The organism is Sinorhizobium sp. 6-70, from assembly GCF_030124375.1.
Taxonomy (GTDB): domain Bacteria; phylum Pseudomonadota; class Alphaproteobacteria; order Rhizobiales; family Rhizobiaceae; genus Sinorhizobium.
On record NZ_JASKLS010000014.1, the window covers coordinates 57,729 to 84,198 of the forward strand.

25 protein-coding genes are annotated in these 26,470 nt (G+C 62.9%); 14 read left to right on the plus strand and 11 right to left on the minus strand.

The window, feature by feature from the left end:
- The first annotated feature begins 122 nt into the window (after positions 1 to 122).
- From QN222_RS23510 to QN222_RS23530, 5 genes are all read left to right on the plus strand, one after another.
- Positions 123 to 503 (plus strand): methylglyoxal synthase, encoded by a 381-nt coding sequence (locus QN222_RS23510; protein WP_180939715.1) that lies wholly within the window; start codon positions 123 to 125, stop codon positions 501 to 503.
- 46 nt (positions 504 to 549) lie between these two features.
- Positions 550 to 1,569, plus strand: a complete 1,020-nt coding sequence (locus QN222_RS23515) for a glucokinase (protein WP_283961001.1) — start codon at positions 550 to 552, stop codon at positions 1,567 to 1,569.
- 222 nt (positions 1,570 to 1,791) lie between these two features.
- Positions 1,792 to 3,597 carry an ABC transporter ATP-binding protein gene (locus QN222_RS23520; protein ID WP_283961002.1) on the plus strand — a complete coding sequence of 602 codons (1,806 nt, stop codon included), beginning with the start codon at positions 1,792 to 1,794 and terminating at the stop codon, positions 3,595 to 3,597.
- Positions 3,598 to 3,616: 19 nt separating this feature from the next.
- Positions 3,617 to 4,435, plus strand: coding sequence for a 4-hydroxy-tetrahydrodipicolinate reductase (gene dapB / locus QN222_RS23525; RefSeq protein ID WP_283961003.1), 819 nt, complete (start codon positions 3,617 to 3,619; stop codon positions 4,433 to 4,435).
- A gap of 27 nt (positions 4,436 to 4,462) precedes the next feature.
- Positions 4,463 to 5,098 carry a 2,3-bisphosphoglycerate-dependent phosphoglycerate mutase gene (locus QN222_RS23530; protein ID WP_283961004.1) on the plus strand — a complete coding sequence of 212 codons (636 nt, stop codon included), beginning with the start codon at positions 4,463 to 4,465 and terminating at the stop codon, positions 5,096 to 5,098.
- Positions 5,099 to 5,147: 49 nt separating this feature from the next.
- Here QN222_RS23530 and QN222_RS23535 read toward each other — a convergent pair whose 3' ends face one another.
- Positions 5,148 to 6,020: a bifunctional helix-turn-helix domain-containing protein/methylated-DNA--[protein]-cysteine S-methyltransferase gene (locus QN222_RS23535; RefSeq protein ID WP_283961005.1), complete on the minus strand. Its 873-nt coding sequence runs from the start codon at positions 6,018 to 6,020 to the stop codon at positions 5,148 to 5,150.
- Between the two features lie 125 nt (positions 6,021 to 6,145).
- Positions 6,146 to 6,643 carry a DUF2244 domain-containing protein gene (locus tag QN222_RS23540; RefSeq protein WP_283961006.1) on the minus strand — a complete coding sequence of 166 codons (498 nt, stop codon included), beginning with the start codon at positions 6,641 to 6,643 and terminating at the stop codon, positions 6,146 to 6,148.
- Positions 6,644 to 6,665: 22 nt separating this feature from the next.
- Here QN222_RS23540 and nth point away from each other — a divergent pair, with 22 nt between their 5' ends.
- The 3 genes from nth (at position 6,666) to QN222_RS23555 (ending at position 9,115) form a co-directional block, all read left to right on the plus strand.
- Entirely contained in the window at positions 6,666 to 7,439 is a 774-nt protein-coding gene (nth, locus tag QN222_RS23545; protein WP_283961007.1) for an endonuclease III, read from the plus strand.
- A gap of 134 nt (positions 7,440 to 7,573) precedes the next feature.
- A complete protein-coding gene (locus QN222_RS23550; RefSeq protein WP_283961008.1) occupies positions 7,574 to 8,566 on the plus strand; it encodes an adenosine kinase in 993 nt (330 codons plus the stop codon).
- Positions 8,567 to 8,593: 27 nt separating this feature from the next.
- Entirely contained in the window at positions 8,594 to 9,115 is a 522-nt protein-coding gene (locus tag QN222_RS23555; RefSeq protein WP_283961009.1) for an AAA family ATPase, read from the plus strand.
- 155 nt (positions 9,116 to 9,270) lie between these two features.
- Here QN222_RS23555 and QN222_RS23560 read toward each other — a convergent pair whose 3' ends face one another.
- A complete protein-coding gene (locus tag QN222_RS23560; RefSeq protein ID WP_283961010.1) occupies positions 9,271 to 9,822 on the minus strand; it encodes an SH3 domain-containing protein in 552 nt (183 codons plus the stop codon).
- Between the two features lie 184 nt (positions 9,823 to 10,006).
- Between QN222_RS23560 and QN222_RS23565 the strand changes: the two genes are divergently transcribed.
- Positions 10,007 to 11,011: a D-glycerate dehydrogenase gene (locus QN222_RS23565; protein ID WP_283961011.1), complete on the plus strand. Its 1,005-nt coding sequence runs from the start codon at positions 10,007 to 10,009 to the stop codon at positions 11,009 to 11,011.
- A gap of 114 nt (positions 11,012 to 11,125) precedes the next feature.
- On the opposite strand, the gene QN222_RS23570 is transcribed toward QN222_RS23565, so the two are convergent.
- The 3 genes from QN222_RS23570 to recF all read right to left on the minus strand — a co-directional run bounded on the left by QN222_RS23570 (position 11,126) and on the right by recF (position 13,671).
- Positions 11,126 to 11,641, minus strand: a complete 516-nt coding sequence (locus QN222_RS23570) for a GNAT family N-acetyltransferase (protein ID WP_283961012.1) — start codon at positions 11,639 to 11,641, stop codon at positions 11,126 to 11,128.
- Positions 11,642 to 11,648: 7 nt separating this feature from the next.
- The gene (locus tag QN222_RS23575; protein ID WP_283961013.1) at positions 11,649 to 12,413 is read right to left on the minus strand and encodes a molybdopterin-synthase adenylyltransferase MoeB; all 765 of its coding nucleotides are present in this window, start codon (positions 12,411 to 12,413) and stop codon (positions 11,649 to 11,651) included.
- A gap of 133 nt (positions 12,414 to 12,546) precedes the next feature.
- Positions 12,547 to 13,671, minus strand: coding sequence for a DNA replication/repair protein RecF (gene recF / locus QN222_RS23580; protein ID WP_283961014.1), 1,125 nt, complete (start codon positions 13,669 to 13,671; stop codon positions 12,547 to 12,549).
- Between the two features lie 267 nt (positions 13,672 to 13,938).
- Here recF and QN222_RS23585 point away from each other — a divergent pair, with 267 nt between their 5' ends.
- Together QN222_RS23585 and QN222_RS23590 are read left to right on the plus strand one after the other, a co-directional pair.
- Positions 13,939 to 14,583, plus strand: coding sequence for a DUF47 domain-containing protein (locus QN222_RS23585; RefSeq protein ID WP_180939731.1), 645 nt, complete (start codon positions 13,939 to 13,941; stop codon positions 14,581 to 14,583).
- Positions 14,583 to 15,587, plus strand: coding sequence for an anion permease (locus QN222_RS23590; RefSeq protein ID WP_283961015.1), 1,005 nt, complete (start codon positions 14,583 to 14,585; stop codon positions 15,585 to 15,587). Before QN222_RS23585 ends, QN222_RS23590 begins: the two co-directional genes overlap by 1 nt.
- A 154-nt stretch (positions 15,588 to 15,741) precedes the next feature.
- Here the strand turns inward: QN222_RS23590 and dnaJ are convergent, their stop codons facing one another.
- Positions 15,742 to 16,884, minus strand: coding sequence for a molecular chaperone DnaJ (gene dnaJ, locus QN222_RS23595; RefSeq protein WP_180939733.1), 1,143 nt, complete (start codon positions 16,882 to 16,884; stop codon positions 15,742 to 15,744).
- A 90-nt stretch (positions 16,885 to 16,974) separates the two neighbouring features.
- Here dnaJ and QN222_RS23600 point away from each other — a divergent pair, with 90 nt between their 5' ends.
- Positions 16,975 to 17,100, plus strand: coding sequence for a hypothetical protein (locus QN222_RS23600; RefSeq protein WP_283961016.1), 126 nt, complete (start codon positions 16,975 to 16,977; stop codon positions 17,098 to 17,100).
- Positions 17,101 to 17,152: 52 nt separating this feature from the next.
- Here QN222_RS23600 and dnaK read toward each other — a convergent pair whose 3' ends face one another.
- Both dnaK and QN222_RS23610 read right to left on the minus strand, forming a co-directional pair.
- Positions 17,153 to 19,075 carry a molecular chaperone DnaK gene (gene dnaK / locus QN222_RS23605; protein WP_225105937.1) on the minus strand — a complete coding sequence of 641 codons (1,923 nt, stop codon included), beginning with the start codon at positions 19,073 to 19,075 and terminating at the stop codon, positions 17,153 to 17,155.
- 261 nt (positions 19,076 to 19,336) lie between these two features.
- Positions 19,337 to 21,571 carry a transglycosylase domain-containing protein gene (locus QN222_RS23610; protein WP_283961017.1) on the minus strand — a complete coding sequence of 745 codons (2,235 nt, stop codon included), beginning with the start codon at positions 21,569 to 21,571 and terminating at the stop codon, positions 19,337 to 19,339.
- Between the two features lie 628 nt (positions 21,572 to 22,199).
- On the opposite strand from QN222_RS23610, the gene QN222_RS23615 reads away from it, so the two are divergent.
- Together QN222_RS23615 and QN222_RS23620 are read left to right on the plus strand one after the other, a co-directional pair.
- Positions 22,200 to 23,090, plus strand: a complete 891-nt coding sequence (locus tag QN222_RS23615) for a DMT family transporter (RefSeq protein ID WP_284005610.1) — start codon at positions 22,200 to 22,202, stop codon at positions 23,088 to 23,090.
- A gap of 106 nt (positions 23,091 to 23,196) precedes the next feature.
- Positions 23,197 to 23,688 (plus strand): hypothetical protein, encoded by a 492-nt coding sequence (locus QN222_RS23620; protein ID WP_283961019.1) that lies wholly within the window; start codon positions 23,197 to 23,199, stop codon positions 23,686 to 23,688.
- 44 nt (positions 23,689 to 23,732) lie between these two features.
- Here the strand turns inward: QN222_RS23620 and QN222_RS23625 are convergent, their stop codons facing one another.
- Together QN222_RS23625 and QN222_RS23630 are read right to left on the minus strand one after the other, a co-directional pair.
- A complete protein-coding gene (locus tag QN222_RS23625; RefSeq protein ID WP_283961020.1) occupies positions 23,733 to 24,683 on the minus strand; it encodes a YbhN family protein in 951 nt (316 codons plus the stop codon).
- A 341-nt stretch (positions 24,684 to 25,024) separates the two neighbouring features.
- Positions 25,025 to 26,416 (minus strand): M20/M25/M40 family metallo-hydrolase, encoded by a 1,392-nt coding sequence (locus tag QN222_RS23630; RefSeq protein ID WP_283961021.1) that lies wholly within the window; start codon positions 26,414 to 26,416, stop codon positions 25,025 to 25,027.
- Positions 26,417 to 26,470: the final 54 nt, after the last annotated feature.

The window sequence follows — 26,470 nt, forward strand, 5'->3', positions numbered from 1 at the left end:
CCTCCGGGCGAAGGCGCCCATATGAGGGCTGGCAGGTCCGCCGCCCCTGCTGCCTTTCCAATTGCGCGATGCTCATGTATAGGGCTTTCAAATCGATTTAAAATTGACGCTGGAGAGGCTGCGTGGCCGATCGGAAATGTCTTGCCCTGATTGCCCATGATCAGAAGAAGGATGATCTCGCCGCCTTTGCCAAAGAAAACGAGGCGGTGTTGTCCAAATGGAAGATCGTCGCCACCGGCACGACCGGCGGCCGCGTTCTCGAGGCGTGTCCCGGGCTCGATATCACGCGACTCAAGAGCGGACCGCTTGGCGGCGATCAGCAGATCGGCGCGATGATCGCCACCGGCGACGTGGATTTCCTCATCTTTTTCGTCGATCCGCTGACGGCCATGCCGCATGATGTCGACGTCAAGGCGTTGATGCGCCTGGCGATCGTCTACGACATCCCGATGGCGTTGAACCGCGCAACGGCGGAAGAGTTGATCGCCTTCCGGCGCAACTGATACACAGTCTCGAACATTCCACATCGCGATCAGGACGGATTTTGCAATGCTTAGTGCGGGTGACCACGGCTTTCCCTTTCCGATATTGATCGGCGACATCGGTGGAACGAACGCCCGCTTCGCGCTGCTGGTCGACACCTATGCAGAACCGAAGCAACTGCCGCCGATCAAGACGGGCGATTTCGCGACGATCGAGGAGGCGATGCAGAAGAGCATCCTCGACAAGACGTCCGTTCAGCCGCGCTCGGCGATCCTGGCGGTCGCGGGCCCGATCAAGGGCGACGAGATTCCGCTGACGAATGCCGGTTGGGTGATTCGGCCTAAGGATATGCTGGCGAGTCTTGGTCTCGCCGACGTGCTGGTCATCAACGACTTCGAGGCGCAGGCGCTGGCAGTCGCGACACCCGCTGACGAGGACCTCGTCCAGATCGGGGGAGGCAGCATCCGTCCGTCGACGTCGCGGGTCGTGCTCGGTCCCGGAACGGGGCTGGGCGTCGCAGGCCTCGTATTCGCGCAGCACACCTGGATCCCCGTGCCCGGCGAGGGCGGCCATGTCGATATCGGTCCGCGCACAGAGCGCGATTTCCGGATCTGGCCGTTCCTGGAGCCGATCGAAGGCCGCATGGCGGGCGAGCAGATCCTGTGCGGGCGCGGGATCATGAACCTTTACCGCGCGGTTTGCGCCGCCAATGGCGAGGAGCCGGTACTCGCCGACCAGGCGGCGGTGACGACCAGCGCGCTTTCCGGCTCGGATGCGGCGGCCGTCGAGACGGTATCGCTCTTCAGCACCTATCTCGGCCGCGTCGCCGGCGACATGGCGCTGATCTTCATGGCACGCGGGGGCGTGTTCCTGGCGGGCGGCATCTCGCAGAAGATATTGCCGGCTTTGATGCGGCCGGAATTCCGCGCCGCCTTCGAGGACAAGGCGCCGCATTCTGCATTGATGCGAACGATCCCGACTTTCGCCGTCGTCCACCCGATGGCCGCACTTTCCGGTCTTTCTGCCTTCGCGCGCACGCCGAGAGACTTTGGTGTTGCAACTGAGGGACGGCGCTGGAGAAGCTGACCGACCGATTGTTCGCAAAGACTCGCCAAAACGGCATCAAAGCACTATAGAGCCCCGGACGGGCGATGCCGGTACACGGAACACTAGAGCGGGATGAGGAAAAGTGTGCGTGGTTTTCCACCCGCATCCCGCTCTAACTTATTGGAATCGATCACGATGATTTTAGGTCGATTCGACCTAAAATCATCGTGATCGAGAGCGAGCTCAGGGAAGACGGGCTTATTGGACGCCAAGAATAAAAACCAGCGCGCAGTCGATTCCGACACGATTACCGGAATCCTGAGGCGCGTCGTTGCCGAAAACGGCCGCGACCATATCCGGGGCTATGCCTTTGCCATCGCCTGCCTGATGGTCGTGGCGGCGACGACCGGCTTCACGGCCTGGATCATGGAAACCGTGATCAACGAGGCGTTTGCCAACAGGCGCGCCGATATCGTGCTGTGGATCTGCCTCGCGATCTTCGCCGCGTTCGTCCTGCGCGGTCTTGCGACCTATGGGCAAGCGGTCGCGCTCTCGAAGATCGGCAACAATATCGTCGCCCGCTACCAGCGGCGGCTTTACGCCCATCTGATGGCGCTCAGCGTCGGCTATTTCCATGACATGCGCTCGGCGCAGCTTGCCGCCAAGATCAGCCAGAATGTCAGCGGCATCCGCGACGTGCTCAACATGACGGTGACGTCGATCGCCCGCGACTTTCTGACCCTGATCGGGCTCGTCGGCGTCATGTTCAGCAAGGATTGGCTGCTCTCGCTTATCGTCTTCTTCGTCGCGCCGCCGCTGCTTCTCGGTCTGCGTTATGTCTCGAAGCGCCTGCGCCTGGCGACGCGCGAGGCCGTCGAGGTCAACAGCCGCGTGCTCGGCGCCATGCAGGAAACCATCCAGGGCATTTCCATCGTCAAGGCCTTCACGATGGAAAACGAACTGCGCCGCAAGGTCGACACCATCATCGACCGGGCAGAAAACCGGGCAAACCGGATCGCGCGCCTCAGCGAACGCACGGCACCGATGACGGAAACCTTCGCCGGCCTGGCGATTTCGTCGGTGCTTGCCTATTCGGCTTTCCGCACGATCTACGGCAACGTCCCGCCGGGCGCGTTCTTCGCCTTCGTCACCGCGCTCTTGATGGCCTACGATCCGGCGCGGCGTCTCGCGCGCCTGCAGGTGTCGCTGGAGCGCGCCGCCGTCAACGCGCGCATGATCTACGAGATTCTCGACACGATGCCGCACCAGCGCGACCGTCCCGACGCAACCGAAATCAAGCTCGGCGAAGCGACGATCGAACTGCGTGACGTGCGCTTTGCCTATGGCAGCGGCGACGAGATCCTGAAGGGGGTCAGCTTCCGTGCCGAGGGCGGCAAGACGACGGCGCTGGTCGGCCCATCTGGTGCCGGAAAGTCGACCATCATCAGCCTGATCCCGCGGTTCTACGACCCCAAATCCGGTCAGATTCTCATCGACGGGCAGGATATCGCCGGGGTCACAAAGCAGTCGCTCCGCAACGGCCTTGCCTATGTGTCGCAGCAACCGTACCTTTTCGAAGGCTCGATCCGCGACAACATTCGCTATGGCCGGCCGGAAGCCACGGACGTGGAAATCGAGGAGGCGGCACGGCTCGCCTACGCCCACGATTTCATCCTGGCGCAGCCGCAGGGCTACGAAACGCCGGTCGGCGAGAACGGCGTGACGTTATCGGGCGGCCAGCGCCAGCGGCTGTCGATTGCCCGCGCACTTGTGCGCAATGCGCCGATCCTCCTTCTCGACGAAGCGACTTCCGCCCTCGACACCGAGTCCGAGGCTGCGGTGCAGAAGGCGCTCGATCGGGCGATGAGCGGCCGCACGGTGATCGTCATCGCTCACCGGCTTTCGACAGTCGTCAACGCCGACAAGATTATCGTCATGAAGGACGGCACGGTCGTCGAGGAAGGCACCCATGACGAGCTTGCGCAGCGTCCGGACGGTCTCTACGCTCGGCTGCACAATCTGCAGGGCAGCGCCGCGGATATGACGGCGGAAGACGCAATCCTATAGAAGCCAAGGGAATTCGACGATGAGCGAAACGGATATGAAGCTCGTGGTGGTCGGCGCGGCCGGTCGGATGGGCCAGACATTGATCCGGATCGTTCATGGCATGGCGGGCGTGTGCCTTCATGCCGCGGTGGAGCGGCCGGGTTCGCCGTTCATCGGCCGTGACGCGGGCGAACTGGCGGGGCTCGGCCCGATCGATGTCGCCATTACCGACAAGCCGCTGGAGGCCTTCGTCGAGGCGGAAGGCGTTCTCGATTTCACGTCGCCGGCGGGCACGGTCGAATTCGCCGGGCTGGCAGCGCAGGCGCGCATCGTCCACGTCATCGGCACCACCGGCTGCTCGGCTGACGACGAGGCGAAGATCCGCGCAGCGGCGCGGCACGCGCGCGTCATCAAGTCGGGCAATATGAGCCTTGGCGTCAATCTTCTTGGCGTCTTGACTGAGCAGGCGGCGCGCGCCCTCAAAGCGGCGGATTGGGACATCGAAATTCTGGAAATGCACCACAAGCACAAGGTCGATGCCCCGTCGGGCACGGCGCTTCTGCTTGGAGAGGCGGCGGCCAAGGGCCGCGGTATCGAGCTTGCGGATCATTCCGTGCGCGTCAGGGACGGCCACACCGGAGCACGGCCGGAAGGGGCGATCGGCTTTGCGACGCTGCGCGGCGGCTCCGTCGTCGGCGAACATTCGGTCATTCTCGCGGGCGAGGGCGAACAGGTCACACTTTCCCACAGCGCCACCGATCGCTCGATCTTCGCGCGCGGTGCAGTCACGGCCGCCCTTTGGGGTCGCGGCCAGAAGCCCGGCTTCTATTCCATGCTCGATGTTCTCGGGCTCAACTGACACTCCAATCTTTCAAGAGGAAATGAAATGAGCGGCACCCTCGTTCTCGTTCGGCATGGCCAGAGCGATTGGAACCTGAAGAACCTGTTCACCGGCTGGCGTGACCCGGACCTGACGGAACTCGGCGTCGAGGAAGCAAAGGCCGGCGGCAAGGCGCTCGCCGAGTACGGCATCAAGTTCGACATCGCCTTCACCTCTTCCCTTGTCCGCGCCCAGCGCACCTGCCAGTTCGTGCTCGATGCTGTCGGCCAGTCCTCGCTTGAAACCATTCGCGACCAGGCGCTGAACGAGCGCGACTACGGCGACCTTTCCGGCCTCAACAAGGACGATGCACGTGCCAAATGGGGCGAGGAGCAGGTGCATATCTGGCGTCGCTCCTACGATGTCCCGCCGCCCGGCGGCGAGAGCCTGCGCGACACCGGCGCGCGTGTCTGGCCCTATTATCTCACCGACATCCTGCCGCGCGTGCTTTCGGGCCAGAAGGTGCTGATCGCCGCTCACGGCAACTCGCTGCGCTCGCTCGTCATGGTGCTCGACAAGCTGACCAAGGAGCAGATCCTCAAGCTCAACCTCGCGACCGGGGTGCCGATGGTCTACAAGCTGAAAGCGGATTCCACCGTCGCTTCGAAGGAAGTGCTGGGCGACATGTCCGGCGCGCATTGAGGCGCCTTCATATCGGCAAAAAGGGACGCCGCGGCGTCCCTTTTTTGTATCAGCCCTTGCCCGCTTCCCAACCGAGGATCGCGCGCTTGCGCGTCAGGCCCCAGTGGTAGCCGGTGAGATCGCCGCTCTTGCCGAGCGCACGATGGCAGGGCACGACGAAGGAGATCGGGTTGCGTCCGACGGCTGCGCCGACGGCGCGCGATGCGGTTGGCTGGCCGATCTCGTCGGCGATCTTCGAATAGGTGGTCGCCTTCCCGAGCGGGATGTTCAAGAGTGCCTGCCACACCCGGATCTGGAAATCCGAGCCGATCAGGAAGATTTGCAGCGGCTCCTCCGCACACCAGCGCTCCGGATCGAAGATGCGGGCGGCATAGCGCGCCGTTGCCGCACTGTCCTCGACATAGTTCGCCTTGGGCCACCGGCGGGCCATATCGTCGAAGCTCGAACGTTGCTCGCCGGAATCGGCAAAGGCAAGCCCGGCAAGTCCGCGCTCGGTGACCATGACGAGCGCGGTCCCGAAGGGCGAGGGATGGAAGCCGTAGCGAATGGTGAGCCCGGAGCCGCGCGCCTTCCATTCGCCGGGCGACATTGCCTCATGCGTGACGAAGAGGTCGTGCAGGCGGCTGGGTCCGGAAAGACCCACTTCGATGCTGGTCTCCAGCAACGGCATATCCTCCTGCCGCAGCAACCGCTTGGCATGATCGAGCGTCACCGCCTGGAGGAAGGCCTTCGGGGAAAGCCCCGCCCAGCGGGTGAAGGTCTTCTGCAGTTGCGTCGGCGACTGGCCGAGGCGGCTGGCGACCGTTTCAAGCGATGGCTGATCGCGGTAATCCTCCGTCAGCATCTCGATCACGCGGCTGACCGTGTCGTAATCGGTGCCTTCGGGAGTGATGTCGGTCGGAATGGATGTAACAACGTTCATGATCGCCTCCTGTCAGCCTACAGGTAATCCTCCGCCGGGCAGATAACCACCCGATTCTTGTGAGCATCCCGCTCTAAGCAATGAAAACTGCGTGCGTTTTTCCGCCCAATTGCGTCGCTGCAAAATCAGCGGCGGCGGGCGGTCGCGAGCGCACGGGCAAAGGCCAGCGCGAAGGTTTCGCGGTCGTCGCGATTGAGGAAGGAGCCGATATCGGTCCGTCGGCCGCCACCGATGATCCACATCGAAACGATGCCGATCTCCTGGTGCCGCTTGATGCTGAACCGTGTCCAGAAGGGATTGAAGCGATGCTCGGTCATTCTCCCCGATGGCGTGAATTTCTTTACCGATACATCGGTACGCGAGATGCTGACCTCCTCCCGGGCGCGTGCGGAACGATAGTTTAGCCAGAAGGCGCCGAAGAGGAGGACGAAATCCAGGCCGAAAAAGAAGACGATCGGCCATGCACCGATGACCAGGAAAACGAATATGTGCACAAGGCTCATCGCGCCTGCGATCATCAGAAGGACCTTGAACCCCTTGAGGCCGAGTGAACGGTAGGGCGTAAGCTCGGCAGCGAAGATCGGCTGGTCGTTGATGGAGGTCTCGGCGTTGCCTTCGGTCATGACCAATGACTATAGATGCAGCATGAAAAACGTGAAGCTGAAATCGCCGAAGCAATCGTCAAAATCGAACGCAGCGACAGTCCGACTGGCCCGGCGGCAACGCAGTGCCTACAGCGCTGCCGAGGTCGAGGAGATCTTTCGCCGCTTCTCCGTGCAGCGCCCCGAGCCGAGGGGCGAACTCGAACACGTCAATCCGTTCACGCTGGTGGTGGCGGTCGCGCTTTCGGCCCAGGCGACCGACGCCGGCGTCAACAAGGCGACGCGCGCGCTCTTTGCCGTCGCCGATACGCCGCAAAAGATGCTGGCGTTGGGTGAGGAAAAGCTTCGGGACTATATCAAGACGATCGGGCTTTACCGCAACAAGGCGAAAAACGTCATCGCTCTCTCGGAGAAACTGATCGCCGATTTCGGCGGTGAGGTACCCCGTACGCGGGAAGAACTGGTGACCCTGCCGGGCGTCGGGCGCAAGACCGCCAATGTCGTTTTGTCGATGGCTTTCGGCCAGCCGACGATCGCCGTCGATACCCACATCTTCCGTATCGCCAATCGCATTCGCCTGGCACCGGGCAGGACGCCGGATGAAGTGGAAGCGCATCTGCTCAGCGTCATCCCTGAGGCCTATCTTTACCACGCGCACCATTGGCTGATCCTGCACGGCCGCTACGTTTGCAAGGCACGCCGGCCGGAATGCGAGCGCTGTGTCATCGCAGATCTCTGCAAGTCACCGGAAAAAACGTGCGACATACCGGCCCCATTGGTCGAGCTGCCGCCGCAGGTCGTGCCCGTCGCCGGCTGATATGTCGGCGGATCAGAGATGCCGCGCGGGCACCCGCGTTGATCTCAAAAGGCACAGGGCGCAGTAGTGACTTCCAAATGGCCGCAAAACCGGTATTAACGGAGACCGGCCATTCAGGAAACCGGACGGAGTTCATGACAAAATACGATGTGCTGACGATCGGCAACGCGATCGTCGATATCATTGCGCGCTGCGATGACAGCTTTCTTGTGGAGAACGGTATCATCAAGGGCGCGATGAACCTCATCGACGCGGATCGGGCCGAGTTGCTCTATTCGCGGATGGGTCCGGCGGTTGAGGCCTCCGGCGGCAGCGCCGGCAACACGGCGGCCGGTGTCGCGAGCCTCGGCGGGCGAGCGGCCTATTTCGGCAAGATCGCCAGCGATCAGCTCGGCGACATTTTCACGCACGATATCCGGGCGCAGGGCGTCCATTTCCAGACCAAGCCGCTGGAAAGTCTCCCGCCGACCGCACGCTCGATGATTTTCGTGACGGGAGACGGCGAGCGGTCGATGAACACCTATCTCGGCGCCTGTGTCGAACTCGGCCCCGAGGATGTCGAGGAGGACGTGGTCGCGCAATCCAAGGTCACCTATTTCGAAGGTTATCTGTGGGACCCGCCGCGCGCCAAGGACGCGATCCGCGAGGCGGCTCGAATCGCCCATGCGAACGGGCGAGAAACGGCCATGACGCTCTCGGACAGTTTCTGCGTCCATCGCTACCGCGACGAGTTTCTCGACCTGATGCGCTCCGGCACCGTGGACATCGTTTTTGCCAACAGGCAGGAAGCCCTGGCGCTTTACGAGACCGAGGATTTCGATGTTGCGCTGAAGGCGCTCGCGAAGGACTGCAAGCTCGCGGCCGTCACGCTGAGCGAAGAGGGTTCCGTCGTCGTTCGTGGTGGTGAGTGGGTGCGCGTCGGGGCGAAGGCCGTCGAGCAAGTCATCGACACGACGGGTGCCGGCGACCTTTATGCGGCCGGGTTTCTCCACGGCTACACGCAGGGACGCTCACTCGACGTCTGCAGCAAGCTCGGCAATCTCGCAGCCGGCATCGTCATCGGCCAGATCGGCCCGCGTCCGATGATATCGCTCGCAGCCGCGGCCAAGGAAGCCGGCCTCGCCTGACGCTTGTCGGCCAAGAGTGAGGTTTTCATGCTCATTATTTTGGGTGGCCTGCCGGGGACCGGAAAAACGACAATCGCTCGCGCTTTGGCGAAGCTGCTACGCGCGGTGCATGTGCGCGTTGACACGATCGAGCAAAGCATTCGGGCTTCGGGTGCCCCAAACTCGGACGTCGGACCAGCAGGATACATAGCTGCTTACGGGGTGGCTGAGGACAATCTCACTCTTGGCAACACCGTCATCGCGGATTCCGTAAATTGCCTACAAGTAACGAGAGACGCTTGGTTGTCGGTAGCAGAGCGATCGGCGGCACCAGCCGTCGAGGTAGAGGTCATTTGCTCAGACAAAGCCGAGCATCGCCGGCGTGTGGAAACCCGGTTGACCGATGTGCCGGGGCTATCAAAGCCAACGTGGGAAGAGATCATCGATCGAGTCTATGAAGATTGGGGGCCGCGCCCGCTTGTTATCGACACCGCGACGAAGGGCGTGGATGAACTCGTTGCCGATCTGGTTTCGAAGCTCGAGCCTAGTCGAAAATCAACCACGCCATGACTTTTGATACGCCTGCTCTTTTTATGCGAACGCTTTAGAGCAATTCCAGGAAAAGTGTGTAACGGTTTTCCGTCCGGAATTGAGTAGTTTCAACGAGTTAGATCATTTCACTGTTTCAATGAAACAATGAAATGATCTAGCGGACGAGGAGCGATTTATTTGAACGCTTCGCCTGGATAGGCGCCCCAGATCTCGCCCTGGGCGATCCAGCCTTCGACGCCTTGGGTCTCGGCGTGGCACCAATCTCCATTGCATTCGCCGATCTGCAGCACGACGCCCGGTTCCATCCGCGCGATGATCGGCGCTGTGCTTTGAGGATCGCGCCGGAGGTTGACGAAGATGCCTTCGCCCTTGCCGCGCATCCACGGGGCGGCAAGCGCAGTCCGGTCGCCGGAAAGCAGTGCCTGGTTCACCCAGCCCTCCGTCCCGTCCGCGTCGCGGATACGGCGCCAGTTGTCATATTCCTGGATGATTTCCACCGGCACACCCGATTTGAGGTAGCGGAAGGCCACCGCGTAGTCGAGGCTTGGACCGATCCGCAGGTTGACGCTCTTCGATTTCAGGCTGACGAAGCGCGGCAGCGGCAGGCCGCTTGCACCTTTCGCCGCCTGGGCAAAGGCGCCGGAAGTCATCACGGCCATCCCGATGCAGGCGGCTACCAACACGGTCGAGAAGCTGGAAACGACATCACGCATGACGAAGCTCATGTTCCGATAGCAGTGAAGCCTTGAAGGCGCACTTTGATCTGGCCCGTCGGCTTGGGGTGCAAATCCGGTGTCAGGCAGTGACTTTCAATTGTCTTCGCCACCGGGTCTGGTAGAAATTGCGACTACAGGGAGAAACTATCGCCCAACTTGGTTAAGGACCCGTGAACGAGGGCCGCACATAACGATGACAAGCAAGAAGAAGCCAACGGTCTACATCACCCGGAAATTGCCGGATGTCGTCGAAACCCGCATGCGCGAACTCTTCGACGCAGAGCTGAACGTCGACGACACGCCGCGCAGCCAGCCGGAGCTGGTTGCCGCGGTCAAGCGGGTCGACGTGCTCGTGCCGACGGTGACGGACCGAGTCGACGCCGCTCTGATCGAGCAGGCTGGGCCGCAGTTGCGGCTGATTGCGGCCTTCTCGAACGGTGTCGACAACATCGATGTCGACGCGGCCGCTCGAAGGGGCATCACCGTCACCAACACCCCGAATGTGCTTACCGAAGACACGGCCGACATGACCATGGCGCTCATCCTCGCGGTGCCGCGGCGGCTCGCCGAGGGTGCGCAGATCCTGACCGATCGCAAGGGGGAATGGGCGGGCTGGTCGCCGACCTGGATGCTCGGCCGGCGTATCGCCGGCAAACGCATCGGCATCGTCGGCATGGGCCGGATCGGCACCGCCGTCGCCCGCCGCGCCAAGGCCTTCGGACTTTCGATCCACTACCACAACCGTCACCGGGTCAAGCCCGAGACCGAGGAAATGCTCGAGGCGACCTATTGGGACAGCCTCGACCAGATGCTTGCGCGCGTCGATATCGTCTCGGTGAACTGCCCCTCGACGCCCGCGACCTTCCATTTGCTGTCGGCGCGCCGGCTGGCGCTGATGCGGCCGGACAGCTACATCGTCAACACCGCGCGCGGCGGCATCATCGACGAGACGGCGCTGATCAAGTGCATCAGGGAAGGCAAGATTGCCGGCGCCGGGCTCGATGTTTTCGAGAACGAACCGGCGGTCAGCCCCAAGCTCGTCAAGCTCGCCGGCGAAGGCAAGGTTGTGCTCCTACCGCATATGAGCTCCGCGACCCTCGAAGGCCGTATCGACATGGGTGAAAAGGTGGTGATCAACATACGCACCTTCTTCGACGGTCACCGCCCGCCGGATCGCGTGCTGCCCGGGCGGGATTAGCAAAGCGCAGCGGTTCTGCCCCTCATCCGCCTGCCGGCACCTTCTCCCCGCCAGCGGGGCGAAGGGACTATGCCGCACCGCCCAAGTTCCCTCTCCCCGCTTGCGGGGAGAGGGTTAGGGTGAGGGGCAAAGGTGGCTGCGACCGGACGCCGCTTGGCAGCTCTGAACGACCTTCCGCATTTCGATCGACGTTGGATGCGTGAAGCCGGGATGGGACGAACGACCGGTCTCGGCGAAGCCCCAGGCGGCGAAAGCCGCGTGGTTCTCGGAAAGCTCGATGCGCGTTTGCAGCCGTAGGGCGGGAAGTTTCAGTTCGCGCGCTGTTTCTTCGGCGGTGGTAAGAAGCAGACGCCCGGCACCCTTGCGCTGAAACCAGGGCGCGACGGCGAGCTTGCCGATATAGAGGCAATCCGGTTCCGGCTTGCAGAACACGCAGCCGACAAGGTCGCGCTCGGCGAGGGCAACAAAGGCAATCTCGTCTTCCGCTTTTCGACGGAGCGCTTCCGGCGTCAGCGCATGCGCGGAAGAAGGCGGATCGATCCGTCCGTCCATATAGGCGAAGGATGCGAGGATCAGCGCCAGCAGTTCTTCAAACCGACCGAAGCGATCGTCGATGCGCATTTCCTTCATGGTGCCCTCAAGCCGCGCCGCGACGATACCGGATCGTGCTGAACTCAGCCGCGAGCGCATCGTAAAGCAGCAGCCGGCCGACGAGCGGCTCGCCGATCCCGGTGACGAGTTTGATCGCCTCCATCGCCTGCAGCGTGCCGATGACCCCGGTCAAGGCGCCCAGCACGCCGGCTTCGGCGCAGGAGGGAACTACGCCCGGCGGAGGAGGGGCGGGAAAGAGGTCGCGATAGGACGGGTTAGGATGGCCCTCGGCATCGGTTTCGTAGGGTTTCAGCACGGTGACGGACCCATCGAAGCGGCCGACGGCGCCGGTCACCAGCGGAACTTGCACCGCCTCGGCCGTGTCTGCCGCCAGATAACGCGTATCGAAATTGTCCGAGCCGTCGATGACGAGATGGTAGTGGCGAAAGATCTCCTCGGCATTTCCGGCCTCGAGCCGCGTATGATGCATCGTGGCCGTCACGTGCGGGTTCAGCGCATTGATCGCCAGCACGGCGCTTTCGACCTTGGGGCGGCCGATATCCGCGGTTGCGTGAATGACCTGCCGCTGCAGGTTCGACAGCGACACGACGTCGTCGTCGATGACGCCGAGTGTTCCGACGCCGGCGGCGGCAAGGTACTGCAGCACGGGCGCGCCGAGGCCGCCCGCACCGATGACGAGCACGCGCGCCGCCTTCAGTTTCTGCTGCCCCGCACCACCCACTTCCGGCAAGACGATGTGGCGCGCGTAACGGGCGATTTCTGCGGTGTCGAGCTTTGCGTCGATCGTCATTCGGAGCCTCTTTTCGCACGCGGCGATGATTTTGAACTGCTGCAATCCGAAATCATGAGCGTGATTTTTCCCAAGCCATTGAGTGCAGGATGCAAGCGCAAGGCCGTCGATGCATCCTTCCAAGAAACAAGTCTCACCCGGAAACCTGCCCGTTGGCAACGGTCAGGAAGCGCCCGCGTTCGCCAAGTGCTGTAAACATGGTGCGGTCGGTGCCGGTCATGAAGGCTTGGCCGCCGAGGCCGTCGACGAGGTCGAAGAGCGCCGCCCGCCGTCCCTCGTCGAGATGGGCGGCGATTTCATCGAGTAGCATCACGGGCGCATGGCCGGTCATATCGCCGACAAGCCGGGCATGGGCGAGCACCAGGCCGACCAGCAGCGCCTTCTGCTCGCCGGTCGAGCACCGTTCGGCTTCCATGTTCTTTTCGCGGTGGCGAATCAAAAGGTCGCTGCGATGCGGGCCATCGAGCGTGCGGCCGGCCGCGGCATCGCGGCCGCGGCCTTCCAGCAGCATCGCCAAGTATCGCTCTTCGAGATCGTAGGCCGGCAGGCCGTGGAGGTCGTCGAGGAAGCCCGCGAGCGCCAGCGTCGCGGAAGGAAATGTGCCCTCGCTTTGGCTTCTTTCGACAAGGGCTGTCAGGAGGCCCAGCATTTCGAGGCGCGCCAGCTGCATAGATACCCCGAGCCCGGCCATTTCACGCTCGATCGCCGAAAGCCAGGCAGGGTCTGGCCGAAACTCCGTCAGCAGCCGGTTGCGGCTGCGCATCGCGCGCTCGAACTCACTGGCGCGCCGCCCGTGTCCCGGGTCGAGCGACAGCACCAGCCGGTCGAGAAACCGCCTGCGATCAGCGGACGGGCCCGTGAAGAGTCCATCCATCGCCGGCGTCAGCCAGAGCACGCGCAGATGGTCGGTCAATTCGTCCACGGTCCTGGCGGGCGTGCCGTTGAGCCGCAGGCGGCGCGCCTGGCCGTCCTCGGTGCCCGCGGTGCCCGTGCCGATTTCCACAGGCCCTTCCATGCCCTCGACTGCCGCAAAGACCGAAAATCCGTCGGCCGCTCCAACGCGCGCGACGTCGCCATACGCGGCACGGCGCATACCGCGGCCGGGCGAGAGAAACGAAACCGCTTCCATGAGGTTCGTCTTGCCCGCGCCGTTCTCGCCGGTCAACACGACATGGCGCGCGTCGAGGTCGAGCGCCAGCGTCGCATAGTTGCGAAAATCGGTCAGTTTCAGGCGGTTGAGGAAGACCTTGTGCGGCATCTCGGGTCCGGATTCGACGTTTCTGTCAGGTAGGCCGAAAGCGAGGTCATGGCAAGGCGAAAGGGCATTGGCGCCTCATCTCGCCTGCGACGCTCCGCGTGCAGGAAGAGAGCACGGGCAAAAAGGGCGGCGTCCGCCCGGCATCGCTGTTCCTTGTCCGCCAAATCCCCGGGGGAAGCCTCGGTTTTCCTCCACTTGAGAGCTTTCCCTGGGCCAGTCGGTGCAATATGACAGTTTTGTGACAATCGACAGTTGGATGGATCTGCAATGCTCGGCCTGTTTCGCAAGCTTCTCCCCCGTGAAGATCGATTCTTTGATCTTTTTGCGCAGCACTCGCGCACGGTCATGGGGGCGGCCGAAGCGCTGAATGCGTTGCTTGCCGGCGGACCGGACATCGATCGCCATTGCGATCGCATCGTCGCGCTCGAGCATGAGGCCGACGAGATCACCCGCGAAGTCCTGCTCGCGGTGCGCCGGAGCTTCATCACGCCCTTCGACCGTGGCGACATCAAGGATCTCATCCAATCGATGGATGACGCGATCGACATGATGCACAAGACGGTGAAAACGATCCGGCTCTACGAGCAGAAAAGCTTCGATCCCGGCATGCAGGAAATGGGTGCCGCAGTGGTGCAGGCGGCCCATCTCGTTGCCGAGGCCATACCCCTGCTCAACCGGATCGGTGTCAATGCCCAACGCCTCACCACCATTGCCGAGGAGGTGACACGCGTCGAGGGTCGTTCCGACGAGTTGCACGACCAGGGGCTCAAGGACCTGTTCCGGCGCCACGGCGCCACCGATCCCATGGCCTATATCATAGGCAGCGAAATCTACGGCGAGCTGGAGAAAGTCGTCGATCGCTTCGAGGATGTGGCGAACGAAATCAGCGGCATCGTGATCGAGAACGTCTGATGGTCGCGACGCTCGCCTTCCCGCTGCTCGTCGGGCTCATCGCCGTCGCGCTGCTCTTCGACTTCCTCAACGGACTGCACGACGCGGCCAACTCGATCGCGACCATCGTCTCGACCCGCGTCTTGAGGCCGCAATATGCGGTCCTCTGGGCGGCCTTCTTCAACTTCATCGCCTTTCTGTTCTTCGGACTGCACGTGGCCGAAACGCTCGGGACCGGCATCATCGATCCGCACATCGTCACGCCGCAGGTCATCTTTGCGGCGTTGATGGGCGCGATCGTCTGGAACATCGCCACCTGGCTCTTCGGGATCCCTTCGAGTTCCTCCCACGCGCTCGTCGGCGGACTGGTCGGCGCGGGCCTTGCCAGCACCGGCTTCAGCGCAATCGTCTGGCAAGGGCTCCTGAAAACGGCCGGGGCGATCGTGATGTCGCCTGCCATCGGTTTCTTCCTGGCGCTACTTCTGGTGCTGATCGTGGCGTGGCTCTTCGTGCGCCAGACGCCGTTTGCCGTCGACAGCACGTTCCGGGTTCTGCAATTCGCGTCCGCCTCGTTCTATTCTCTTGGGCACGGCGGCAACGACGCGCAGAAGACCATGGGCATCATCGCCGTGCTGCTCTTTTCCCAAGGCTATCTCGGGCCGGAATTCTACGTGCCGTTCTGGGTCGTCATCACCTGCCAGGCAGCGATCGCGCTTGGCACGTTGTTCGGCGGCTGGAGGATCGTGCATACGATGGGGTCGAAGATCACCAAGCTCAATCCGATGCAGGGATTCTGCGCCGAAACGGGCGGTGCCATCACCCTGTTCGGCGCCACCTGGCTCGGCATTCCGGTCTCCACCACCCACACGATCACCGGCGCCATCATCGGCGTAGGATCGGCACGGCGCGTCTCGGCCGTGCGCTGGGGCCTTGCCGGCAACATCGTCATCGCCTGGGTGATCACCATGCCCGCGGCTGCCATAATTGCCGCCGTTTCCTACTTCGTCGCCGGCCTGTTCGGCTGAAGCGTTTCAGGAAAGCGCGTAGCGGTTCCATCCGGAATAGCATCGGCTCGAAAGCGTTGGGGCATTTCCCCGTTTCGTTGAAACAGTGAAATGCCCCAAAAGTCTTCGGTCGTGGACGACGGAGTTTTGAAATTCCGCCCTGTTCGAACCGGTATCAGTCGCTGAGCGTGTCGAAGAAATCCTTCATCCGGGCGAAGAAGCCCGTCGACTCCGGATTGTTCTCCTTGGACGAGATCTGCTCGAACTCCTGCAGCAGCTCGCGCTGACGCTTGGTCAGTTTCTGCGGCGTTTCGATCTGGATCTGGATGTAGAGGTCGCCGCTCTGGGTGGAGCGCAGCACCGGCATGCCCTTGCCCTTGAGGCGGAACTGCTTGCCGGCCTGCGTGCCTTCCGGCACGGTGACGCGGGACTTGGTGCCATCGAGCGTCGCCACGTCGAATTTGCCGCCGAGCGCCGCCGTCGTCATCGAGATCGGCACGCTGCAATAGAGGTCGGCACCGTCGCGCTGGTAGAATTCGTGCGGTTTCACCGAAAGGAAAATGTAGAGGTCGCCCGCCGGGCCGCCACGAAGGCCCGCCTCGCCTTCGCCGGAGAGGCGAATGCGCGTCCCGTCCTCGATACCGGCCGGAATGTTGACCGAAAGCGTACGCTCCTCCATGACCCGGCCCTGGCCGTGGCATTTGATGCAGGGGTCGGTGATCGTCTGGCCGCGGCCGCCGCAGGTCGGGCAGGTGCGCTCGATCGAGAAGAAGCCCTGCGCCGCGCGCACGCGGCCGGAGCCCTGACAGGTCGCGCAGGTTTTCGGGCTCGTGCCCGGCTTGGCGCCGCTACCGCTGCAGACGTCGCAGGTGATCGATGTCGGCACGCGGATCTGCGCCGTCTTGCCGGAATAGGCTTCTTCGAGCGTGATTTCCATGTTGTAGCGAAGATCGGCGCCGCGCTCGCGTCCGCCGGAGGAGCGCCGCTGGCGGCCACCGCCCATCATCTCACCGAAGATGTCCTCGAAGATATCGGAGAAGCCGCCGGCGCCGCCGCCCGCAAAGCCGTTGCCGAAGCCGCCGCCCATGCCGCCCTGCTCGAAAGCGGCGTGACCGTAGCGATCGTAGGCCGCGCGCTTCTGCGGGTCCTTCAGCGTCTCATAGGCTTCGTTGATCTCTTTGAAGGACTTTTCCGCTTCCGCGTCGCCCGGGTTTTTGTCCGGATGATATTTCATCGCCAGTTTGCGGAAGGCGCTTTTCAGCTCCTTCTCATCCGCACCTCTTGCAACGCCGAGCGTTTCGTAAAGATCACGTTTCATGCTTCAAAGATTGTCCCATTGACAAATGCGTGCCAGCGCGGGGATCCGGCGGCTGCTGCCTGATTATCTTGCCACAGGATTTAGTAAACCTTGAAGCGCGATACCATAGCCAACTCGGGCTACGCGTGGTTTTTTGTCGAAAAATGGCGTTGTTTCGGCCTGTTGCGCCGTCGCCGGCATCCGATCGTCCGCGCCACGGTGGCCGTGCGGGCGTGAAAAAGCCCGGGATCGCTCCCGGGCTCCTTTGATGCAACGATCGAGAGAGGTTTTATGCCGACCGCTTGCGGCCGTCTTCGTCCTTGACCTCTTCGAAGTCGGCGTCGACGACGTCATCGTCGCGGGCTGCGTCCGCCGCGGCATCCGCATGGGCGGCTTCGGCCTGCTGTGCCTCATAGATCGCCTGACCAAGCTTCATGGAAACTTCCATCAGCGTATTGGTCTTGGCCTTGATGTCTTCGGCGTCCGGCTCAGAAGCTTCGGTCGCGGCCTTCAAGGCTGCGATCGCGTCGCTGATCGCCTTGCGGTCGGTTTCCGAAACCTTGTCACCATATTCCTTCAGCGACTTCTCCGAAGAATGGATCAGGCTCTCAGCCTGGTTCCTGGCCTCGACCGTTTCGCGGCGCTTCTTGTCTGCCTCGGCGTTGGCTTCGGCGTCCTTGACCATCTTCTCGATGTCGGCGTCGGAGAGACCACCGGATGCCTGAATGCGGATCTGGTGCTCCTTGCCGGTGCCCTTGTCCTTGGCGGAAACCTGCACGATGCCGTTGGCGTCGATGTCGAAGGTGACTTCGATCTGCGGTACGCCGCGCGGTGCCGGCGGGATGCCGACGAGATCGAACTGGCCGAGCAGCTTATTGTCGGCGGCCATTTCACGCTCGCCCTGCGAAACGCGGATCGTCACGGCGGACTGGTTGTCTTCAGCCGTCGAGAAGGTCTGCGACTTCTTCGTCGGGATCGTCGTGTTGCGCTCGATCAGGCGGGTGAACACGCCGCCGAGCGTTTCGATGCCGAGCGACAGCGGGGTCACGTCGAGGAGCAGGACGTCCTTGACGTCGCCCTGCAGAACGCCGGCCTGGATGGCAGCACCCATGGCGACCACTTCATCCGGGTTGACGCCCTTGTGCGGCTCCTTGCCGAACAGCTGCTTGACGGTTTCCTGAACCTTGGGCATGCGGGTCATGCCGCCGACGAGAACGACTTCGTCGATCTCGGCCGCCGAAACACCGGCATCCTTCAGCGCGGCCTTGCAAGGCGCGATCGTCTTCTGGACGAGATCGTCGACCAGGCTCTCGAACTTGGCGCGCGACAGCTTCATCGTCAGGTGCTTCGGACCGGATGCATCGGCCGTGATGAACGGCAGGTTGATTTCGGTCTGCTGCGAGGACGACAGCTCGATCTTCGCCTTTTCGGCAGCTTCCTTGAGGCGCTGCAGCGCGAGCTTGTCGTTCTTAAGGTCGATGCCCTGTTCCTTCTTGAACTCACCGGCGAGGTATTCGACGAGACGCATGTCGAAGTCTTCACCGCCGAGGAAGGTATCGCCGTTGGTCGACTTCACCTCGAAGACGCCATCGCCGATTTCGAGAACCGAGATATCGAAGGTGCCGCCGCCAAGGTCGTAGACGGCGATCGTCTTGCCGTCCTTCTTGTCGAGGCCATAGGCAAGCGCGGCAGCGGTCGGCTCGTTGATGATGCGCAGCACTTCGAGGCCGGCGATCTTGCCGGCATCCTTGGTAGCCTGGCGCTGAGCGTCGTTGAAGTAGGCCGGAACGGTGATGACGGCCTTCTCGACCTTCTCACCGAGGTAGGATTCGGCGGTTTCCTTCATCTTCTGAAGGATCATGGCCGAGATCTGCGACGGCGAGTAACCTTTGCCGTGCGCTTCGACCCAGGCGTCGCCGTTGTCGGCCTTGGTGATCTTGTAGGGGACCATCCCCTTGTCCTTCTGGGTGGTCGGATCCTGGAACGTACGGCCGATCAGACGCTTGATCGCAAAAAGGGTGTTTTCCGGATTGGTGACGGCCTGGCGCTTGGCCGGCTGGCCGACGAGACGTTCGCCGTCGTCGGTGAATGCCACCATCGAGGGGGTCGTGCGCGCGCCCTCGGCGTTTTCGATCACCTTCGCGTCCTTGCCGTCCATGACGGCGACGCAGGAGTTGGTCGTTCCCAGGTCAATACCAATAACTTTAGCCATGTCGTTCTCTCCTTGCAGCGGACTGTCGGAACCCGGTCAGGCATTCGTGGGACAGCCCCTAACGGGATGGTCTTTGAATTTCATTGCAGCCGAGGCTGCGTGGATGCGGCGTATATAAGGACCGGCGTTTCGGACTGCAAGGCATTCTGCGGGGGGATCAGGGGCAAAAGCAAGCGCTGTTGATGGCGGATGAAGCGATATCGGCACGGCGCCCTGGCGGCGCCCGCGAATCCGGTCGAAGGGCGCGGTCGCCGCGGCGGCTCAACCGCCCGTCAACAGATCGAAAAGCGTCGTCCGGCGGGTGGCGCCGGTCGTCTCGCCGACACCCGCTGGCGGGATCGGCCCGGCTCTCTCTTCGTTGGCGGGTCGAACCTGCTCGATCGCGGCGGTGCCGTCCACGCTTGCCGGCGGTTCGGGAAACGCATCGGGATTGGCGGTCGCAAAACCGTCCGGGAAGGTGCCGGAGCCGGCGACAGCGCCGCCCTGGTCGAAGACAGGCTGCACACCGGTCGTCCCGAACAGCGGCGAGGGCGACAGACCCTCGTGGGCGGCGGTCATGAACTCATGCCAGGCCTTGGCCGGAAGCCCGCCGCCGGTGACCTTCTTCATCGACTTGCCGTCGTCATTGCCGAACCAGACGCCGGTCGTCAGGTTCGACGTGTAGCCGACGAAGAGCGCGTCGCGGAAGGATTGCGTCGTGCCCGTCTTGCCAGCCGCCTCCCAACCTTTGATACGCGCCTTCTTGCCGGTGCCGTCGGTCAGCACGCGCACCATCATCTGGTTCATCTCGCTGACGATCGCCGGGTCGAGCACGCGCGGCGGATTGTCGTAGGTATTCTCGTAGAGCACCGTGCCGTCGGCTGTTGAAATGCGGCGGATGACGTGCGGCGTCGCCTTGAAGCCGCCATTCATGAAGGGTGCGTAGGAGGAGGTAAGTTCCACGAGGCTCACTTCCGACGTCCCGAGCGCAATCGAGGCGTTCGCCTGCATCTCCGAATCGATCCCGAGGCGATGCGCGAGCTTGACGACGTTCTGCGGCCCCACCTCCACGACGAGTTCGGCCGCGATCGTATTCAGCGAATTGGCAAGCGCGTCGGCGAGCGTGACCTCGCCGCGGTATTTCTGGTCGTAGTTTTCCGGCGTCCAGTTGCCGATCCTGACCGGCGCGTCGTTTCTGACCGACATGGGCGTGCGGCCGATTTCGAGGGCTGCCGCATAGACGAAGGGCTTGAAGGCAGACCCCGGCTGGCGCTTCGCCTTCGACGCACGGTCGAACTGGCTTTCGGCATAGTCGCGGCCGCCGACCAATGCCCGGATGGCGCCGGTGCCGTCGATCGACACGAGGGCGGCTTGCGAGGCGTTGAGCTTCCCGCCCTCCGCATCGAGCGTCGCGGAAATGGCTTCCTCGGCCTTCTTCTCGAGCGTCAGGTCGATCGTCGTGTCGATCACAAGGTCCTGGTTGATTTCACCGATCATGCCGGGAAGCTGGTCCATGACCATGTCGGCGACGTAGTGTTCGGCGCCCGACCAGAAGCTCTTGGCCTTGGTCGGGGTCTGCGACATCGCCGTCTTGATCTCGGCGTCGGTGATGAAGCCTTCCTCGCGCATGGCGCCGAGCACCACCTGCGCGCGCTCCTCGGCCGCTTCCGGGTCGCGCGCCGGCGAGAGGCGGGAAGGCGCCTTGAGCAGCCCGGCAAGCACGGCCGCCTCGCCGAGATTGACGTCGCGCGCCGACTTGTTGAAGTAGCGCCGCGATGCCGCCTCGACGCCATAGGCGTTGGAGCCGAAGAAGACGCGATTGAGGTACATCGCGAGAATCTGGTCCTTGGAGTATTTCTGCTCCAGCCAGAAGGCGAGCAGCACCTCCTGCACCTTGCGCTCCAGCGTGCGCTCGGGCGAGAGGAACAGGTTCTTGGCGAGCTGCTGCGTCAATGTCGAGCCGCCCTGGACCATGCGGCCGGTCGTCAGATTGGTCAGCATGGCGCGCGCCAAGCCCAGCGGATCGACGCCGAAATGCGAGTAGAAGCGGCGGTCCTCGATGGCGATTACTGCCTGCGGGATATAGGGCGACATGTTTTCGAGCGACAGCGCCTCGCCGCCGGTCGCGCCGCGATTGGCGATGATGTCGCCACTGACCGAAAGGATTTTCACGTTCGGCGGCCGGTCGGGGATCGACCAGCTGGTCGCGCTCGGCATTCGCGCGCCGTAATAGAGCACCAGGCCGCCGACGCCGATCGCACCCCATATGCCGAGCACGACGCACCAGTAGGAGAGCCTGCGGACAAGGCCGAAAAATCCGCCGCCGCTGCTAGAGCCGCGTCGGCCACCACGCTTGCCGCCTGTTTTTCGCTTGCCGGCCCCGGACTTGCCGCGGGCGGGCCGGCGGGCGCCTCCGCTCACGCGATCACTCGCCTCGACGCGCCAATCATCGTCGTCGCTGTCGCTGGCGCCGAAAGAAGGTTCGATCCGCTGTCCTGATTTGCCGCGTGCTGCCATGCCGGAAGGAACTCTCCCTTTGAGGTCCGACCTTGATCGCTCGAAGGCGATTCCCGGCGGCGCAATTCCCGTCGTGCGTTCGAGTTCACCCAGGCGCACGTGGCGATGCGGTGGACTCTAAATGCGGCAATTTAAGGGGGAGTTAAGAGTTCTCTCGTGAAAAAGGTAGAGTGTTCAAAAACTTGCGTCGGACCGGCTGCCCGACGCCTTCCTTCCGTCGGGGCCTTGCGCGCTCTTCCAACACCCAGGGGAAAGAATTGGCTATTTCGCCGGATCTCGGGTGAGTTTGGTTGCGGAAACATAGAACGGGCTACAAGCAACGTGCCGCATTGCACTCAGCGCAATGCTGCAATGCAACATTGTCCCTATTAAATCAGGGGGAATGACTTATTCTCACTCTTGTCGAAACGCTGTACCTCCTCCCACAGCGCCAGACGCCGATCGGTCCACTCCTCCTCCCAGGACCGATCTAGTTCAGAGACCCCGAGCCACCTCCTCCCGGCTCGGGGTCTTTTTGTATCAGCTGACTGCCGCCGAAAAAACCATGGCTCCAGGCCCGGCGCTACTGCTACAGCGTCCTTTGCGCGTCTGGTAAGACGCGCGGCGCTGTAGGGATATCAAGCTCCTCATGAAATCCAGGGCAAACGGCTACGTCTTCGCGCTTCTTGCGATCGTCATCTTCGCGATCCAGGACGGCATCTCCAAACATCTTGGCGCCATCTATCCGCCGGTCTTCGTGTCGATGATCCGCTATTGGGCCTTTGCCGCCTTCGCCACGGTGCTGGCGGCGCGGGCGCCGGGCGGGCTCAGGGCGACGATCGTAACGAAGAAGCCGGCTTTGCAGTTGCTGCGCGGCGTGTTGCTGCCGGCGCAGATCGTCATCGTCATCACCGCCTTCACGATCGTTGGCCTCGCGCATTCGCAAGCGATCCTGGCCGCCACGCCGCTCTTCGTCGCGCTCCTGTCCATGCCGCTCCTTGGCGAGCGGGTCGGCTGGCGGCGCTGGGTGGCGATTTCGGCGGGTCTCGCCGGCGTGCTGCTGATTCTGAAGCCGCAGGAGGGGACCTTCGACACGAGCTTCCTGCTGCCGCTCTTGGCGGCGCTGATGTTTGCGATCTACATTATCACGACGCGGCTGGTCAGCCGTGGCGGCGATTCGGCGATGACCAGCTTCTTCTACACCGGCAGCGTCGGCGCAGTTGCGATCAGCCTGGTCGGACCATTCTTCTGGACGGCGCTGTCGCCGACCGATTGGGGTTGGATGCTGCTGCTCTGCATCACCGGGACCTCCAGCCACTATTTCCTGATTCGCGCCTATGACATGCTCGATGCCGTCGCCGTCCAGCCGCTCACCTATCTGCAACTGGTCTTCGCCTCGATCATGGGCGTCACCATCTTCGGCGAGACGCTGACGGCAAACATGGTGCTAGGCTCCATCCTCGTGGTCGCAGCCGGCATATTCACGGTCTGGCGCGAGCATGTTGTTGCGAGGCGCAAGGCCGGCCTGCCGCCGAAGTGATCCCGCATCGGCTTTCGCGCTCGGCCATCGTGGGCGGCGAAGCCTGTCTTGCCTTCTGGCTGCCATTTGCCGGGCCTTGAATAGGCGTCCGGTAAAGGAGAAAGCGATGAAGGTTTGTTTCACGGTAGCGGTCGCATTCGCAGCACTGGCGGCGGTGAAGGCTGAAGCCTCGGCCGAGGAGGCGCTCCCCTACGTCGACGATCGCTCCGACGGCGCCGCGCTCGTGCGTTCGCTCTACAATGCCATCAACCGCAAGGAATATGCTCGCGCCTATAGTTATTTCGCCGACACGCAGCCGGTCGGCGGTTTCGGAGATTTCTCGCGCGGCTATGCGAACACCGTCTCGGTCGAGGTCAGGGTCGGAAAGGTGACGACCGAGGGCGCCGCCGGCAGCGTCTATGCCGCCATTCCCGTTGCGGTCAAATCCGTCGAGCAGCCTGAAAAAATTCGCTTGTTCGCCGGCTGCTACGTCGCCCGCATCATCAGTCCGGCGCTGCAGGCCCCACCCTTCACGCCCTATCAGATCGAGGCGGCGCGGCTCAAGGAGGTAGAGGGGCCGATCGAGGAGGCGGTACCGGCCGTTTGCGACGCTCCCTGATCGGCTCGCTGCATACGCTCCTATGCAAGGAAACTGTCAGCCGGCTACGGCATGCCGCCGTTTCGCTGCGCCAGGAAGCGCGAGCGCTCGTAGATCAGGATGACCACCAGCGCCATGACGAACGGCACGACGAGGTAGAGCAGTCGGAAGATCGCGAGTGCCGCCAGCACATCGGCCGGATCCATCTCCGGCAGCGCCGCGATGAAAACGAGCTCGAGCACGCCGAGGCCGCCGGGCGCGTGCGACAGCAACGCTGCCGAGAACGATGCGAGGAAGATGCCGAGAATGACGACGTAGCCGGGATTACCGGCCTGCGGCAGCGCGAAATAGATGATGCCGGCCGCGCCGAGAAGTTCGACGGGACCAATCACCATCTGCCTGACGACGATCGAGGGCCTGGGATAGTGCAGTTGGAACCAGCGCGTGCGAATCGGCCGAAGGCCGATCAGGCTGCCGAGCACGTAAAGGCCTATGAGCACGAGGATGATGACGCCCGTCGTCAACGACAGCTCGATCGGCACGAATTCCGCAAAGCGCTCGATAATGTCAGGCTTTACCAACAGAACGATTGCCGACAACGTCAGCGTGCCGAGCGTGAAGGTAAAGGAGCAGAAGGCGACGAGGATGCCGACCTCGCCGGCCATCAGCCCCTTCGACCGGTAGGCCCGGTAGCGCACCACGGCGCCTGAAAACACCGACGCGCCGAGATTGTGCGAGAGCGCATAGGTCGTGAACGAGCAGACCGTGATGAACCAGATGGAAATGTGGTGGTGGCCGAGATGGTCGAGTGCGAGCTTGTCATAGGCGGCAAGCGCCGCATAGGCGAGGAGGGTCGCTCCGATGGCAAGCAGCCAGCTCCCGAGCGACGTCGCCTGGAAACTGGCGATGAAGTCATCGACCGAAAGGCCTCGCAGTTCGTGGTAGAGCGCATTCACCGAGAACAGGATCGCCGCCAGGCCGACAGCGGGCCAAAGATAGGCTTTCAACCTTTTCATGCCGGCGCCAGGGTGTTCCCGGGGGCAAGATTGGCAGGGGACCTTCGAGGACGGCGAAGCATGCCATCCCGGTTTCGCATTCCAAAAGGACCGCGTCCGGAACGCGATGTCTCGGTCCTCGACCTAGCCAACAGCCCATTTCCCCATTCTGATCGTTTTATAAAAAGGGAAGCATCCCACAGCCACGAGGTCAAGCAGCGATGACCGGATATCCGGACACTCATCCGCGATGATGCGAAAAGCGGCGAGGGAGATGTGCAAACGTGAAGGCGCCGCGGCCGAGGCGTTCGCGGACCTGGACGGCCGCGCGTCTGATCAGACGCGCGGCGCCGTGGAGGCAATCAGGCGGCCAACGCGTCGAGGATGCGGATCCACGAGCGGATACCTTTGTGGAAGGAAGTGAGCTCGTATTTCTCGTTCGGTGAGTGAATACGGTCGTCGGAAAGGCCGAAGCCGACGAGCAGCGATTCGATGCCGAGCATCTTCTGGAAATCGCCGACGATCGGGATCGAGCCGCCCATGCCGATGACGACCGCCGGTTTCGGCCATTCGTCGGACAGCGCCATCTTCGCCGTGTTCAGCAAGGACGAATCATAGGGTAGGTGGATCGCCGGAGAGCCGCCATGGGCATGAAATTCCACCGAGCAGTCCGCCGGCACCTTCGACCGTGCATAGGCGCGGAAGGCCTCCCGGATCTTGGCCGGATCCTGATGGCCGACGAGGCGGAACGACACTTTCGCCGATGCCTCAGCCGCGATCACCGTCTTGAAGCCTTCGCCCGTATAGCCGCCGGTGATGCCGTTGACCTCGGCCGTTGGGCGCGCCCAGGTCAATTCGAGCACGGAGCGTCCCTTCTCGCCGGAGGGGATCGACAGACCGATCTGACCGAGGAACTTCTCGGCCGTCTGACCGAGCGTGTCCCACGCCGCCTTGATCTGGCCGGGGGTCTCCTCGACGCCATCGTAGAAGTTTTCGAGCGTGATGCGGCCCGTCTCATCGTGCAGGCCGGCAAGGATGTCGGTCAGGATGTGGATCGGGTTCGCTGCCGCGCCGCCGAAATAGCCCGAATGCAGATCACGATCGGCGGCCTTGATGACGATCTCCTCGCCGACGAGGCCGCGCAGGCCTGCGGAAATCGCCGGCGTCTCGCCGTCCCACATGCTCGTGTCGCAGACGAGCGCATAGTCGGCCTTGAGTTCGGCGGCATTGGCCTGGAGGAAGGGCTTCAGCGACGGTGAGCCCGATTCCTCCTCACCCTCGAAGAGAATGGTGATGCGGCAGGGAAGGGCGTCGTGGATCTCCTTGTAGGCGCGCACGGCTTCGAGGAAGGTCATCAACTGGCCTTTGTCGTCGGACGTGCCGCGGCCGGTGATGACCTTGCGCCCGGGCTCGATCTCCTTGATCGCCGGTTCGAAGGGAGGAGAGTCCCAGAGGTTCAACGGGTCGACCGGCTGCACGTCGTAGTGGCCGTAGAACAGCACGTGCGGAGCATTCGCCTTTGCGCCGACGTGGTGGGCGACGACCATCGGATGGCCGGGTGTCTCGCGCACGGAGGCAGAGAAGCCGAGCGCGTTCAGTTCCGCTACGAGCCACTCGGCCGCCTTGCGGCACTCCGCCTTGAAGGCCGGGTCCGTGGAAATGGACTTGATGCGGACGAGATCGAAAAGCCGATCCAGGCTCTTCGGAAGATTGGCGTCGGCGCGCTCCAGAACAGGGGTAATGTCTGCCATCATGCGAATCCTTATGTGCGTTTCGCGCGGAACCTAGCCCATAACCCCGAAAATCGA

Bases quoted from the DNA above. Each gene is read 5' to 3' on its own strand.
- QN222_RS23515 (WP_283961001.1), top strand. From the start codon at position 550: ATGCTTAGTGCGGGTGACCACGGCTTTCCCTTTCCGATATTGATCGGC.
- dapB (WP_283961003.1), top strand. From the start codon at position 3,617: ATGAGCGAAACGGATATGAAGCTCGTGGTGGTCGGCGCGGCCGGTCGG.
- QN222_RS23530 (WP_283961004.1), top strand. From the start codon at position 4,463: ATGAGCGGCACCCTCGTTCTCGTTCGGCATGGCCAGAGCGATTGGAAC.
- QN222_RS23535 (WP_283961005.1), bottom strand. From the start codon at position 6,020: ATGAACGTTGTTACATCCATTCCGACCGACATCACTCCCGAAGGCACC.
- QN222_RS23540 (WP_283961006.1), bottom strand. From the start codon at position 6,643: ATGACCGAAGGCAACGCCGAGACCTCCATCAACGACCAGCCGATCTTC.
- nth (WP_283961007.1), top strand. From the start codon at position 6,666: ATGAAAAACGTGAAGCTGAAATCGCCGAAGCAATCGTCAAAATCGAAC.
- QN222_RS23550 (WP_283961008.1), top strand. From the start codon at position 7,574: ATGACAAAATACGATGTGCTGACGATCGGCAACGCGATCGTCGATATC.
- QN222_RS23555 (WP_283961009.1), top strand. From the start codon at position 8,594: ATGCTCATTATTTTGGGTGGCCTGCCGGGGACCGGAAAAACGACAATC.
- QN222_RS23560 (WP_283961010.1), bottom strand. From the start codon at position 9,822: ATGAGCTTCGTCATGCGTGATGTCGTTTCCAGCTTCTCGACCGTGTTG.
- QN222_RS23565 (WP_283961011.1), top strand. From the start codon at position 10,007: ATGACAAGCAAGAAGAAGCCAACGGTCTACATCACCCGGAAATTGCCG.
- QN222_RS23570 (WP_283961012.1), bottom strand. From the start codon at position 11,641: ATGAAGGAAATGCGCATCGACGATCGCTTCGGTCGGTTTGAAGAACTG.
- QN222_RS23575 (WP_283961013.1), bottom strand. From the start codon at position 12,413: ATGACGATCGACGCAAAGCTCGACACCGCAGAAATCGCCCGTTACGCG.
- recF (WP_283961014.1), bottom strand. From the start codon at position 13,671: ATGCCGCACAAGGTCTTCCTCAACCGCCTGAAACTGACCGATTTTCGC.
- QN222_RS23585 (WP_180939731.1), top strand. From the start codon at position 13,939: ATGCTCGGCCTGTTTCGCAAGCTTCTCCCCCGTGAAGATCGATTCTTT.
- QN222_RS23590 (WP_283961015.1), top strand. From the start codon at position 14,583: ATGGTCGCGACGCTCGCCTTCCCGCTGCTCGTCGGGCTCATCGCCGTC.
- dnaJ (WP_180939733.1), bottom strand. From the start codon at position 16,884: ATGAAACGTGATCTTTACGAAACGCTCGGCGTTGCAAGAGGTGCGGAT.
- dnaK (WP_225105937.1), bottom strand. From the start codon at position 19,075: ATGGCTAAAGTTATTGGTATTGACCTGGGAACGACCAACTCCTGCGTC.
- QN222_RS23610 (WP_283961017.1), bottom strand. From the start codon at position 21,571: ATGGCAGCACGCGGCAAATCAGGACAGCGGATCGAACCTTCTTTCGGC.
- QN222_RS23615 (WP_284005610.1), top strand. From the start codon at position 22,200: ATGAAATCCAGGGCAAACGGCTACGTCTTCGCGCTTCTTGCGATCGTC.
- QN222_RS23620 (WP_283961019.1), top strand. From the start codon at position 23,197: ATGAAGGTTTGTTTCACGGTAGCGGTCGCATTCGCAGCACTGGCGGCG.
- QN222_RS23625 (WP_283961020.1), bottom strand. From the start codon at position 24,683: ATGAAAAGGTTGAAAGCCTATCTTTGGCCCGCTGTCGGCCTGGCGGCG.
- QN222_RS23630 (WP_283961021.1), bottom strand. From the start codon at position 26,416: ATGATGGCAGACATTACCCCTGTTCTGGAGCGCGCCGACGCCAATCTT.